This is a genomic window from Petroclostridium sp. X23 (assembly GCF_030013905.1).
Taxonomy (GTDB): Bacteria; Bacillota; Clostridia; order SK-Y3; family SK-Y3; genus X23.
In genome coordinates, this window is the sequence record NZ_CP124862.1 from 4,062,137 (window position 1) to 4,076,708 (window position 14,572).

General features: G+C 39.2%; 11 protein-coding genes. 8 read left to right on the forward strand and 3 right to left on the reverse strand.

Translation table 11 applies throughout. The features are described from left to right. The first annotated feature begins 308 nt into the window (after positions 1-308). Entirely contained in the window at positions 309-587 is a 279-nt protein-coding gene (locus QKW49_RS19080; protein ID WP_282864230.1) for a hypothetical protein, read from the forward strand. Positions 588-790: 203 nt separating this feature from the next. On the opposite strand, the gene QKW49_RS19085 is transcribed toward QKW49_RS19080, so the two are convergent. Together QKW49_RS19085 and QKW49_RS19090 are read right to left on the reverse strand one after the other, a co-directional pair. Further along, positions 791-1,489, reverse strand: coding sequence for a hypothetical protein (locus QKW49_RS19085; protein WP_282864231.1), 699 nt, complete (start codon positions 1,487-1,489; stop codon positions 791-793). Between the two features lie 175 nt (positions 1,490-1,664). Further along, positions 1,665-3,248, reverse strand: a complete 1,584-nt coding sequence (locus QKW49_RS19090) for a sodium-dependent transporter (protein ID WP_282864232.1) — start codon at positions 3,246-3,248, stop codon at positions 1,665-1,667. 261 nt (positions 3,249-3,509) lie between these two features. On the opposite strand from QKW49_RS19090, the gene QKW49_RS19095 reads away from it, so the two are divergent. Next, positions 3,510-4,679: an iron-containing alcohol dehydrogenase gene (locus QKW49_RS19095; RefSeq protein WP_282864233.1), complete on the forward strand. Its 1,170-nt coding sequence runs from the start codon at positions 3,510-3,512 to the stop codon at positions 4,677-4,679. A 155-nt stretch (positions 4,680-4,834) separates the two neighbouring features. On the opposite strand, the gene QKW49_RS19100 is transcribed toward QKW49_RS19095, so the two are convergent. After that, positions 4,835-5,437, reverse strand: a complete 603-nt coding sequence (locus QKW49_RS19100; protein WP_282864234.1) for a hypothetical protein — start codon at positions 5,435-5,437, stop codon at positions 4,835-4,837. Positions 5,438-5,482: 45 nt separating this feature from the next. On the opposite strand from QKW49_RS19100, the gene QKW49_RS19105 reads away from it, so the two are divergent. From QKW49_RS19105 to QKW49_RS19130, 6 genes are all read left to right on the forward strand, one after another. After that, a complete protein-coding gene (locus QKW49_RS19105; protein WP_282864235.1) occupies positions 5,483-6,154 on the forward strand; it encodes a leucine-rich repeat domain-containing protein in 672 nt (223 codons plus the stop codon). Between the two features lie 146 nt (positions 6,155-6,300). Continuing rightward, complete coding sequence (locus QKW49_RS19110; RefSeq protein ID WP_282864236.1) at positions 6,301-6,711, forward strand: hypothetical protein; 411 nt, start codon at positions 6,301-6,303, stop codon at positions 6,709-6,711. Between the two features lie 46 nt (positions 6,712-6,757). Then, positions 6,758-7,165: a hypothetical protein gene (locus QKW49_RS19115; RefSeq protein WP_282864237.1), complete on the forward strand. Its 408-nt coding sequence runs from the start codon at positions 6,758-6,760 to the stop codon at positions 7,163-7,165. Next, positions 7,158-7,412, forward strand: coding sequence for a hemoblobin-interacting domain-containing protein (locus tag QKW49_RS19120; RefSeq protein WP_282864238.1), 255 nt, complete (start codon positions 7,158-7,160; stop codon positions 7,410-7,412). Before QKW49_RS19115 ends, QKW49_RS19120 begins: the two co-directional genes overlap by 8 nt. Before the next feature lie 43 nt (positions 7,413-7,455). Then, positions 7,456-7,602, forward strand: a complete 147-nt coding sequence (locus tag QKW49_RS19125) for a dockerin type I domain-containing protein (protein WP_282864239.1) — start codon at positions 7,456-7,458, stop codon at positions 7,600-7,602. Positions 7,603-7,776: 174 nt separating this feature from the next. After that, a complete protein-coding gene (locus tag QKW49_RS19130) occupies positions 7,777-14,565 on the forward strand; it encodes a carboxypeptidase regulatory-like domain-containing protein (protein WP_282864240.1) in 6,789 nt (2,262 codons plus the stop codon). The last annotated feature ends 7 nt before the right edge of the window (positions 14,566-14,572 follow it).

The following is a 14,572-nucleotide window of genomic DNA, read 5'->3' on the forward strand; positions in this document are numbered from 1 at the left end:
CTATAACCAGTATATGTTGCATTTCGTAAAAGGTTAAAAATAATAAGGTCAGATTATTGAATTGAAGAAAGTGAAAAAGAAAGATATAATAGGAGTAAATCAAATTTACCAATGTCACTATTCGGATACGTAATGGATTTGGTGTCGTGGTGCAATTATATATTCAAGATCAGCCTATTGAAGAGTATTTAAAGGAGACGGAGAGTGAATAATAAATCATGAAGCAAATACGCAGTTGGTCATAGAATCATGAATAAATGTACCGGAACGAGTGTGAAATCTGATAGTAAAGGAGTTTAATCATTGATATGGAGCAATTAAGATTTATTGCAGCCGTTTCTATTATAAGTATAATCTTTATTCTAATTACTTTAGTGCTATCGAAAAAGTATAAAAGAAATAAATTTATAAAATATATCCCAACACTGGCAGCCGCTACTTTAACTCTTGGCTTTTGGGCAAAAGCATCCTATTTTGCAGAGGGGATGGAGGGAATTGCATATATTGTGCTGGCGATGATGACGGCGGTTGCATTTGTACTATCGTTAATCTCTGCGTTAATAATGGGACTATTTAAGAGAATATAAGGTTAACAGTCTTTGAAATATATTATATTTAATAGTTTTATAGTAGGGGCGGACGACCCTGTCCGCCCGGTACATTATTGCATTATCTGCGGGTGGACAGAGTCGTCCACCCCTACCAATGCTTGTATGATATATAAATGAAAAAATATAATTCTATAGTTCATCATCATACCGATAAGTTAAAAGGCTTAGTGCTTCTGATTCTATACAAACATGTTACGATACCTATATGCAAAATACAGGGTGGTACAGGATGAAAGAATCAAAACTACGCTTAAAATACTGGGAATAATGATAAGGTACATTCCGACAGTAGGAGATACATTCCATGCTTTCGCAGAAGATGCCACCGTATTCTCAAAGTCCGGAAGGGCTACCTGTAAGAAATATCTTATCCAAGTGATGCCGGACATGATTCCCATCGGTACTACCGATAAGGTCATCAAAAAACCGGTATAGTTCCGCTTTTTAACTCCTCTGAGTCCTGCAAAGATCGGGAGTATGAAAATGATAGGGAGTACAAACCCATAAAACTGAGGGGTGAGGCCCATAAACAAAGCGGCTGTAATCATGAAAGCCCGTGTATAATAATTAATCCCTTGTATATCACCGTTAAAGTCGTAGATAGATGCATGAACATAACGAAGGTAATAATTTGTTTTTTGATTCAATTCTTTAATATTTTTTTCTTTTTTCAATGCCTTAATCAGATTGTTTCCACCATTAATAAGCGATTCATATAGATCTTGATGTATTTCTGCTATCTCAACGGAAGCATATGTTTGTACCAGTGATACGATTTTATTGGTATAAAATTTTCTTTTTGATTCGCTTAGAAATGGATGAGATTTTATTTGATTTTGCAATTGAGACAAGATGTCCATTAATTTTTGTGTATTCATATGTTCACCCTTTTAAGATAATACGCCCCACCCATCAATGGGCAGGGCGAGGTAGTCATTCTTTGGATTCATGTCTTAATAAAGCCCTTAATGTAATCGCACACATAGAAAGAATAAGACCCCAGAAAATAACCATAAAAACAATTGCCGTACCAGTCATGATATACTCCTCCTCTTAGTTTTTAGTGCTGACTTTATTGATTTCCAACTCTTTGCCATAGTTTGCTTTTATTGAACGGTAAGCTTCCGTAAAACCTAAAATCAATATAAGCAGCATTACACCGCGTGCCATTTGCACCCACATAATGGACTCGGGTTTATCGGCAACAAAAGTAGGGATCCACTTGAAGTATCCTTTTTGAAACTTTTCAATAGTAGAGCTTATCAGTACAATAATAAGGAAGATAGGAGTTAAAAACTGGATAAACAAGTTGAAGAACCATTTAGGTATCTTCCAATAGCTTCCCTTATTAATTTCTTCAAAAGCCTTATTTCTCATTAGCCATCCTGCAACGGAGATTTCAATAAATCCTAATACAACCAACAGATAAGTACCCACCCATGCGTCCAATTCATCTAAATAGAAGGTATTTCCAGGATAGAAGACGGGTTCAAGTCCCACAGGCAGCCCTACTAGGATGTATAACCCAAAGATAATCCAGGCGCCATATTTACGGGCAACTGATAAATCTTCTTCCAGTAAGGCAACCAGATAGTTGTACATTGCAATGGCAGAAGTAAAGCCGGCAAAGAAAAGAATCAGGAACCAGATGGTACCGAATATCTGTCCGCCGCCCATACTTCTGAAAATATTAGGAAGAGCCATAAATGATAGACCTACTCCTTGGCCTAGACCTTCCGCACCGCCAAAAGCATACGCGATGGGGATGACGATGGTTCCGCCTAAGATTACTTCAGCAAATTCATTCAAAGAGACGGTGCTGATACCGGATAAAACAATATCGTCATTGGACTTCAAATAAGAAGCATAATTACAGATAATACCCATCCCTAATGATAAGGTAAAGAATACCTGCCCACATGCACTTAATAGCGTATTAAAGCTGATCTTATCAAAATCAGGCTGCCATAAGTAATTTAAGCCTGCGATAGGTGTCCAGTCGGGATGAGCAGCATTCGGCGCACCAAGTGTTAAAGCGCGGATAATCAAAACAAAACCTAAAATATATAAGACCGGCATCATAATTCTTGCCCATGCTTCGATTCCTTTTTCAACCCCTCTCATTACCGCGATTCCTAAGAGTACAAGGGCGATAATCCAAAAAGTAAAAGATAAAGCGGGGGTACCTATGAAATTAACAAATAAATTTACAGTATCTACGCTGCTGGACATATACTTGCCGGTAGCGGATAAAAAGCTGTATCCCAATGCCCATCCTACAATATGGTTATAGTAGGAATTAACCAATACGGTTACAGAAAAAGCCAGCATACCGCATAATGCTCCAATTACCGCAGCAGCTCTGGGATTGATGCCTTCGCGAGCTTGAATATACACCATTGCACCCAATGTACCGTGACCGCGTCTGCCACCAAAACGGCCAAGATTCCATTCGACAAACATTAATGGAACACCAACTAGAATAAGTGCTACAAAGTATGGAATTAGGAACGCGCCACCACCATTGCTGGCAGCCATATATGGGAATCTCCAGAAATTTCCTAGACCTACAGCGTTACCTGCCATGGCTAGGATCAGACCTATTTTTGATCCCCAACTGCCTCTTTCATTTGACATAAATATCCTCCTTAGATAAAAAATAATAAAAACTAATAAAAACTAATGTATATGGCTTTATTATATCAAAAAAATACTCAGAATAAAACTTAAAACGTTAAAAATATTGTAAAAAATTTATGTAAACATAGAAGTTTTTTATTCAATATTTAGCATACTCATTTTTTTAAGGATTATTAGTGCTTTTTAATTTTAAAGTAGAAGAATATGATATAATACAAAGAAAAACAAATTACATGACGTAGTAAAGGAGTTGGCATGATGCAGAATTTTCAATTTTTAAGTTCTACAAAGATAATATTCGGTAAAGAAACGGAAAAAAAAGTAGGGAGTGAATGCAAAAAGCACAGCAGTAAGGTTTTGCTGCACTATGGCGGAGGCTCCATTAAAAAAACCGGCCTCTATGAAACAATTTGTTTGTCTTTACAGGAAGCAGGTATAGAATACATAGAGCTAAGCGGCGTGCAGCCTAATCCAAGACTAAGCCTTGTAAAAGAAGGGATAAAGATTTGCCGCGAAAATGCAATCGACTTTATATTGGCTGTCGGAGGAGGAAGTGTAATCGATTCCGCAAAAGCCATCTCAACGGGAACCCCATATGAAGGAGATGTTTGGGATTTCTTTGAAGGGAAAGCAGTGCCGGAAAATGTGCTGAAAGTAGGTGTAGTGCTTACCATACCGGCTGCAGGCAGTGAAGCTAGCAAGAGCTGCGTTATAACTAATGAAGATGGTTGGTATAAACGTGGATTGAATGTTGAAATCAATCGTCCGGTATTTGCGATTATGAATCCCGAACTGACTTATACCCTTCCGCCTTATCAGACGGCATCTGGTGCGGCAGATATTATGGCGCATATCATGGAAAGGTATTTTACAAATGTTTCGAATGTGGATTTAACCGATAGATTATGTGAAGGTGCGCTGCAAACCGTCATAAAGAATACGCCGATGGTAATGGAAAATCCGGAGAATTACGATGCCCGTGCAGAAATCATGTGGGCAAGTACGCTTGCACATAATGATCTGCTGGGAGTCGGACGTATTGGAGATTGGTCATCCCACCAAATCGAACATGAATTGAGCGGTATATATGATGTAGCTCATGGTGCCGGTCTGGCAGTGATATTGCCTGCATGGATGAAGTATATCTATAAGCAAAGAATAGAGCGCTTTGCGCAGTTTGCGGTAAGAGTATGGAATGTGGGGTATGACTTTGAAACGCCTGAGAGAACGGCATTGGAAGGGATTAAACGGCTTGAAGATTTCTTTAAAGGAATAGGGCTTCCTACTACGTTGAAAGGACTGAATATTCCGGACGACAGGTTGGAGGAAATGGCTCAAAAATGTAAAAAGACCAACGGAGATAAGCTAGGGTTTTTTGTTCCTTTATCAACAGAAGATATATTTAATATCCTTAAGCTCGCGAAATAGAATAATCTCATAGTAATATCAGGCATAAGCAACCCAAATATCTTTGTTTTTTTATTTTTAGACAATATAAAACTAACATATTTGGGTTGCTTATGCCTTCTTTTTGTCTATTTTTAACCAATGTAATTATTGGACGCACCGATGACTACAATTGTCTACGATTTAGTGCACAATTTAAGTAAATCATTTAAAAAAATAATTGTCTCTGCTACCGGTAAAGTGTGATAAGGAATTAACTGGTTTTTAATAAAATCATCAAAGGCACTAATAATAGGAGCAGCTGTAATAATACCATCTTCAAAGTCTTCACTATAACCAGAGCACGAATCAAAAAAATGTAAAACGCGATTTTCATAGTAGTTATATTCGATATTTGCGATATAATAGTCGTCTTTCAATAGATAGAGGCTGAAAAATGGATTTGTTTCTATCTGATGGAGTATAAATTCAATAGTGTACTTGATCTCTTCTTTGGTAAAGGGTCTGAAGCAGTAAAGATGATCTGTTAACGTGCGGGTACGAATAAAATCTTCCAGACCTCTTTTTGTAAATAAGTGAATTTTGATTTTTTTTATATTGTAATAATTATTAACCCTATCTAAAGCAATCTGAATAAGCTTCTGTATTTTAGGATGATTTTCAGACAAGCCCAAATAATCTGAATCAACGAGCATCTTATGAAGAATATCAAAAGGGATCATTTGGAAACACATATTTTGCTTTATCAGATATTCTGAAGAAGATTCTTCTAAGTACAAATAATACTCACATAAATCAATAAGATTATCAATAGGACTAGTGAAGTGGTTATTCCAAGTTCTATAAATGGAGTAAGTGTCACAAAAATTGGAGATTATGCGTTTTCTCACTTACAGTACTTAATGAATATAACGATACCTAATAGTGTAACCAGCATTGGAGATTGGGCGTTCTATGATTGCGGTAGTCTAAGTAGTGTAACGATACCAAACAGTGTAAAATACATTTATGGATATGCATTTTCCGGATGCAGCAGCCTAAACAGTGCATACTTTGAAGGAGATGCGCCAGTCTTGGGAGCAGGTGCATTTGAGGGTACAGCTTCTGATCTTACTGTATACTTTATGGAAGGAGCTCAGGGTTTTACAACTCCGACATGGCATGGATATCCTTGTCAGAAATACTTGGTGGATCGTCCTAGTGATATAACTGTAATTTCTCAAGAAACTTTAGATAAAATTGATGAAATCAAGATTACTACTATTGATGACCAAGTTGCAGGCCAAGAGTTTTCAATAGAATTTGAAGTATTGGACAAGAATGGACAAAGGGTTACAGAGTATTCAGATTTTATCAATTTAACAGCCGATGGATGTGATCATATATCACCGTCTATAGTATATATTCAAAACGGTTATGGTACAGTAAATTTACGGATGGGAAGCCATCGCTATATTGGTTTAATAATGGAAATATCTCGGTTATTGATGATATAGTATCTCTTTCAGAGACTGTTGCAGAAGCGCAATCTTTTATCTTTTCAGAATCGAAAGAGAGTTTAAGGGATAATTTTAATATTATTTTATCAGGAAACAGAAAAACTATTCTATGGATGCAACAGGACCAAGAAGGAAATATTGAAATGAATAGCCCCTTATATGATACGGCAAAAAGGGAGTGGAGTGAAGCGGTTAAGCTTTCCAAATCAGGAAAAAGAATATTATATGCAGATGGGACATTTAATAATGATGGTTCTATATCATTGGTTTATAATAGGGCACAAAAAATTGAAAACGTTGGAGAGAATCAAGACATTTACTATACGAACGGTCAGAGTGATCTATGTCTAATGAATATTATACCTTCTTACATATCTATTGAAGGGGATTTAATGTGGGAAGACGAAAAGTTCTATCCTAACATGCTCCTCGTCATACAGCTTGATGTGACAAATAAGAGTGAATTGACGGTTAGAAGTATGAATGCAGAGGTTTATATTGGTGACCCATTACTTTCAGAAGCAATATTAAATAATACTGTGATTATATCCTGAGCCAATTAAACCTGGTGAAACAAAGAGGATAGATGTTGAATTTATTGTGCCTGCAGAAGCTAAAACGTATGATGTATATGTAAAACTTATCCCACCAGATGGACAAGATATTGATACTACAGATAATATAGTTTCTGCGAATGTAGGATATACAGATGTTGCAGTCGAAAAAATATATATAACTGAAAATCTTGATAAAAGAGACGTTCATATTGAAGTTCGAAACAAAAGTTCTATTCCGGTAAATAATGTGACTGTCAATTTTAGAGAGAATGATCTTAATGGACCAATTTTCAGCCAAAGAATGATCGATAATCTAGCTATGAATGAGGCATTTGTTATGAGTCAACAATTTGATGTCGATGATGTAGATTTTATAAATGGTAGCAAAACGGTTTATGCAGAAGTCTATTCATCAGCACAGGAGTATAATATCGATAATAATTATGGATAGCATAGGCACGGAAGAATCGGTTAGTGTATCCTTTATTACGGAAGGGGAGTTAACACCGCCTGTAATAGCTGCTGATACAACGCAAAATACTGTTGGGCAACCAATTGAGATCGTATTTTCAGATAACACTCAATGGAGAGAGGCTATTACTAAAATATCCGTTGATGATATGGTTCTCGCCGATACACAGTATACAATAGAAGTTGGCAAAATTATTATCGATTCAAGGTGTATTTACTACTTCTAATAAAATATATTCAATACTAGTTGAAGCAGCAGGTTATAGTAATGTGATCTTAAACCAAGAAATTAAAACTGCGTTTGATATCACATATGGCGATGTCAGTGGAGACGGAAATATTACAGCGGGGGATGCTACTTTAATTTTAAGATATGTAGTAGGTTTGATTCAGATGTTTCCAGTAGAAGTGCAATAAACGGAAAAGATTATAGGGGTTTCACCTGAAAATCAGGTGGAGCCCCTATTTAATATAGCACAATGCAAAAAAATTGGGGTAATATTGAATAATATGTAAGCGTGTGGTATAATTTTCAAGAAAGATGTGAAATGATTTCCAAACCATCTATTAATTTGATAAAGGGGGATTTTAATGAACGTTAAAAAGAAATGGTCCTCTCAGTTTCTCTCGCTTTTTTTAGCTTTTGTAATGGCATTTTCTCTGTTAGCTCCTGGTACAGCAGTGAATGCCCAAAACGCTTTGAGAGAGGAACTTTCGGTGGACTCGACAAATCCGGACGTCACTATGTCTAATCAGGCACAAGTAGTCAATTTTCCATTGGTAAGTAAGTCAAAATTATCCACAGGCACATCCAATAAATTGCAGTTAATGTCGGCATTGGAAGCGTCATCAGTCAATGATGCTGTTTACAGCACCGTTTATAATGCCGTATATAATGCAAAAGGAATACAGATTTATTTTGATAATTATTTTACATACTATCAAACCGCTCCTGCGGATTTTGAAGTATCCATCCAGGGATTTACCAAAGAAGAAGTGAAAGACTTATCCTTTACTGTTTCTCTGGAAAACCAGAATAGTAGCGTGACATATTCGGATACTGATTCTCAAGTAGCCAAGCAGACCGATGAAGATGGTGCTGTATCTATAAAAATGCCTGTTGATCTTGAGGGGAATTATCAGTTAACAGTCACAGCATTTGACCAATCGGGACAAGCGGTATTTGCATCAGAGCCTTCAGAAGTAGTATTTGAGTTGGTTGAAAAGTATTATCTGATTAATAGCTCAGAGTATGAAATTACATTGGAAAATACTGTAATACAACAGCAATTGTCCCGCGAAGCTATTGAATTAGTATTACTTGATGATAATGATCAAATCATTGCCGGAACTTCATATAAAGCCTCCTCAAAGGGTGACGATTTGTACTTAAATAATGGGGGTAATGGCAGTACAACTATCTATGGAGGGATTCTGCATAAGATGGACGAAATCAGTCCAGGGGAATATCAGCTCTATCTTAAAGTGAATGAGGAGATGATCAGTCTTGGTGATGAAGCAAAGCTTACATTCACCGATAGCCCCATTCTAGCCTCCATTAGCGTTGCAGAGGAATATCAAAACGGCAGTTCTATAAAACCATTCATTCCCGGGTCCAGCTCTTTTGATTTATTTGTGAATGGGTATAATCTGGCAAGAAAGCATTTAACCATCAATTTACTGGACAGCGCTAACAATATCGTTGCGGCTTCCGGCATTGCAAACTACCAGTACTATGGTGGATATGATGCGGTAACAGGTTACACACGTCTCACGTATAGAATGAATATTTCAGCAGGTCAGCAAATTATTGCCGGTGAGCAATATTTTGTGCAAATAGTAAATGATGGTCCGGAAGTAGTTAGCAATATTGAAGAGGCATTTATTTCTCCGGATACCGAACCGAGGGTCATTGGCGTAGAAACCGATGAGATGAATACCGGCAGGTTAATCGTTAAGACGGTTAATTTTAATATCGGAGAAGAATATATCCTAGACTTAAGGGATTACTCTTGGGAATATGCTCCAGAAAATTTCAGATCTTATGGTATCGTAAATCCGGATGGAACCATCAGCTTTTCCATTATTGGTGAAGATGGACAGCCGATGAGGCTTACAAGCGGATACTTTAATCTCTACTATAATAACGGCAGGTATGATGAGTATGTTACCTATGGGAACTATAGTTTTAGCTCTTCAAGTGTTTCGCAGCTTTATTATGCAAGTCCTCAACAGCTGCCTGCAGGAGTCACAGAGTATATAGCGACGTTGGAAATAAGGGGTGCTTCTATAGATGAAACTAGTAGTATAGAAGTGGACCTTATCGATAGATGGAATATGGTGGAGTCGCCTCCGGTGCTGTCCAGTCAGAATGTAGTGGGAACAATGAGTCCCGACACGATATCGATCGATAGTCCTTATACAATAGATGGGGATAAAGTATATACTGTTACAGGAAAGATAGCGCTTACCGAACCTGTGAATGAGGATATCAGATACGCATATAACGTAAGAATCAATGGGCAGCCTATAAACACTTATAGTGATGATTACTACTATGACATCTATAACCGTACGGTAGCAGTAGTATCCGATGTCCGAGTGGGTGATGTGGATTTCGAAGACGCAACTTATTCGGAAAATCCGGATTTTGGTTATATGAACATTATCTCAACCGGTTTGTCAGAGGTACGATTTACGATGAGTGAAGTAATGAATGCTGATCTCAGTAAGATGAGAATTGAGCTGCGCGATGACAATGATAATGTAGCGGCAATTGCAGATGAAGCAGATATTATTATTTCCCCATCGGCAAATGGAGCTACGCAAGAGTATGCTGGCAGCTTCAGGCTTGCATCTCCATTGGAAGAACGGAAGATGTACCGTATATATGTTTTGTATTTATATGAAGAAGATGATGCATACGAACAAATAGGAGGTTCGTCTTCCGTTATGGCAACAGGACTGCCGAACTGTTGGGTGGGTGTACAAACGCTGATATCTGTTAACCAGCAGTCGCCGATATATATATCGCTAGAAAGTGTGCTTAATATTAATACGGATGCATTAGGGTTTAGATTGATCGACTTGAAAGATGCCGCAAACATTATCCCTGTCGAGATTGCACCCAGCAGTATACAGATAGAAGATGATAATCGGTATATGTGGATGAGGGCTAATATCGGCGCCGGAATGCATGAAGGAACGTATATCCTTCAATTATTACAGGACGGAGTACCCACAGGGGTTACTAAGACCATCTATGCTATTCGACATCCCTATATTCGTGGAACCATGCGTTCCTGGCATAATGATGATCCTGAACCAACCTATTTCTTTACAGGTGGGAACATGGGGTCCGGAAGGAATTATCAAGCAGTCTTATATTCATCCGATTATGAATACAAGAACGGTAGTTACTATAGTGAAGGTGAGGGTGGCTATCAAACCACCATTAGCTTAGGGCAGCCGAATGAAAATGGTAATCTTGAAATACCCAAGACTGCTATCGACATGCTTACGAATGGTTCATATCATGCGTATATTGAAATGGATGGAAGTACAATCGGGAATGCCTATTTATACGTTGAAACTAACGGAGAGACAATAGGGACACCTGAAGTAAAGATCAATCAGGGAGCGAGATATACGAATGATCGGAATGTTACATTGAATATCGATGCTGCGGGATACCAGCTATTTAGAGTGGCGGATTCTCAGCAGGCACTTGCAGCAGCTTCGTATAATTCGGTTCAAACGGTTAAACAGTGGCAGCTGTCCGAGGGTGACGGTCAAAAGACAGTATTCGTTCAGTTTAAGAACAATGAGGGCTTGGAATCCGAAGTGTTAAGTCAAAGCATCTATCTGGATACCATAGTGCCTGAAGCACCTTTGAATGTACAGTTAAACGGGGAGTCATCAGCACAGGTAGATGAAGAAGGCTATGTATATTTAACAGCTTTAGCAAAGGAAAGAAATCTATATGCATATGCAACCTTCTATGCAGGGGATACGGTGTTGGGAATTTATAAGCTTTCCTATGCCGACCGTTTGGGAAATGATTATTTATTTGGAAGCAATATTAGGATAGCAAAAACCATTGCAAGTGCTGATGCAGTTAAAATATACTTTATTGATCTAGCGGGGAATAAGTCTGCTGAATCGGCTGCTGCAAGCATGACTGTGAGTAGACTGGTCAATGTTGATGGGATATTAACGGCAGGAAGCAATAATGTTCCATATCATTATGTTGAACTCAGAAAGATGTCCGATACCGGAGAACAGCAGATTGTAAGAGGTGTATATACCACTGGTCAAGGTCAATTTGACTTGGGAAGAATACCAAATGGCACCTATACACTATATGCTTATTCATGGGGACAGTACAGAGCAACGGAGCAGCAACTAACAGTAGATGGCCAGGATCTATCAGGCTTGAATTTTGCATTAAATGACAGCTATAGCGGCAGAGGAACATTAACAGTGACTGTCCGGGATGAAGAAGGCAATTTAGTGCCTAATGCATGGATCAATATAAGCAAGTGGCAGGAATACTTGTATTATTCAGGACAAACCGATGAAAGCGGTCAAATTGTATTTGCAGACGTCCCGATAGGGATGTTGTATGACGTTTATCTCTATTACAACTCATACAATGATTATGATAATACTATACGTATAGACAGTGCCGGTGAGAATAAGCAAGTAACCTATACGGTACCGGTGTTTGAAACAATTACCGGAACGGTGACGAAAGAAGGAGCGCCTGTTTCCGGAGTACAAATACAGGCATACAGCAGCAGCCGTTATGAGTGGGCGCAGTCGCAGACGGACGGAACCTTTACGTTTAATGTTCCGAAAAGCAATACCGAGACATATACTGTTGCGATATTGCCCAGCACTGCCGGTGTGCCGCTCCAATCAAAATATGAACAGGTAGCTTCCGGTACAAGCAATATAGATTTTGTTCTAGCAGATGGTGCTAAAATTGAAGGTAAGGTGACAGATAATGCTGGAAACACACTGTCCGATGCACGCATAAGCACTTATGGCGGAGATATGGGAGAATATCACAGTACAACCGTAAATAGTGCCGGTAACTATAGCTTAGGGTATGTATTCGGACCGGGCACCCATACCATTAGTGCATGGGCACCTGGGTATTATACAAAACAAGAGACGGTAACCATTACACAACAAGATGTCATAGATCAGAAGGGCTTTGTTACTGATCTAAGTTTAACACCTTATGGGTATGCGTATACGTTTGACAGCAGCCATAACTCTGTCATAACCGATGTCACGACCATACAGAGAGGCAGAAACATCACGGCGGAAGTCAATTATCATAATGCCAGTACAGCATCATTACAGGATGTAACGATAGAAGCGACCATTCCGGAAGGAACATCCGTTATTGCAAGCAGCTTAACTGATGGAGCCGTTGCAAATGGGCAAACCGTTACCAAAACAGTTTCTTCATTAAGTGCAAATGGCTCACAAGATAACGCCGACCGCGGACATATGACATTTATGTTAAGGGTAGATGAAGATTATGTTGGAGATACCGTGGTAATCTCCGCAAATGCAAATTTTGACGGCAATACCGCAGTCATTGGCTTTGCAGAGGTAGCGGTTGTAAGTGCTACCTTAAATGCGCCGGAACAAGTGGGTATAGATGAAGCAGACAGGACTAAGAGTAAAAGCTTTAGAGTATATGGTGAAGCTACCCAAGGTTCGAAAGTTGTGATTATGGATAGGGATACGCAAGAAGTATTTGCCGTGACAGCGCCGAATGGAAAATGGTATTCTACAGAGATCCAATTACCGGCACCGCTGGATGGAAGTGATAAGACGTATCATTTGGTTGCAAGGGCGACTAAGGGGACAATGTCCGGATTATCGCCAAGCGTACCGGTAACAGTTAAGAATAGCGCCATAGAAGTGCAGGATATTATCTTGACCTCTTCGGGCGGTCAGAACATAGGGCGCAACAGGGATACCGGCATTGCGGCATTTTCGGTATGGGTAAATTCTCAGATGCAAGGGAAGCCGATAGAAGCAAGAGTTAAACTATCCAATACTTATGCCGGTGATCAAGTCGAGTATGTATTCTTAGGCAATAGTTATCCGGCAACATTGGATGACGAAGGGTACTGGAAAGGAGATATTACAGGATGGTCTGGAACAGGAACACAGCAGCTCATCATTAGAATTAAGTATGGAGAATTCTGGGTTGAGTTTATCGTTGGAGAGTTAACCATCTTGATTGACCCGAGCGGATATGTATATGATGCGTATACCGGTGAGAGAATCCAGGGAGCTACCGCAATCTGCGAGCAGCTTGTAGATGGAGCATGGGTGCAGTGGAATGCGGAAGCTTATGGGCAGGTGAACCCGCAGCTTACCGATGATGAAGGAAAATACGGATGGATGGTGCCGGAAGGTACTTACCGCGTATTAGTACAAAAGGAAGGCTATGAGAGTTATGCAACAACATTTGATCCTAAATATTCCGATGCGGGTGGAAATAGTACCATCATTATTCCGCCGCCAAGAGAGGATGTTAATATTGGGTTAGTTAATATTCAGAGCCCGATGGTTCAAAGTACGACACCTACGGACGGAAGTGCCGCTGCGGTGAATACGCCGGTTACAGTTGTGTTTAATAAGTCAATGGATACAACCACAATCACTGCAGAGTCCTTCGTTGTAAGGGATAGCAGCGACCAAGCAGTAGATGGAACAATAACCTTTGCAGAGGGAGATACAAAGGTGATCTTTACACCGACTGCAGTCTTTGCTGGGGATGAAACTTACAATGTAGTTTTGAAAAACACTATTAAAGATAAGACGGATAAAGCTTTGAATCAATACTATACATTTAGTTTCAGTACACAGACAGCACCGGATACGGAGAGTCCGGAAGTGACGGCTCAGCCTGCAGGAGCTACTTACAATAGTGCGCAGCAGGTCACATTAACAATATCTGAACCGGGAAGCATATACTACACGCTTGACGGAAGCGAACCGACAACTACAAGTACTTTATATACCGGCTCTATCACCATCAGTGATACCACTACATTAAAGTTTATAGGGATAGATACGGCAGGAAATCAATCGGATGTTTATACAGAGACATATACCATCCAAATTGCGCCGGCAGTAACATATGGTGATGTAAGTGGAGATGGGCAGATCACAGCAGGGGATGCAACGTTGATCTTAAGATCCGTCGTAGGACTGGCAACACTTAGTGCCACACAAACACAGGCAGCAGATGTGAGTGGAGATGGGCAGATAACGGCGGGAGATGCTACATTAGTACTGAGAAAAGTCGTAGGACTTATTACGAAGTTTCCGGTAGAATCTAACTAATCTAAAA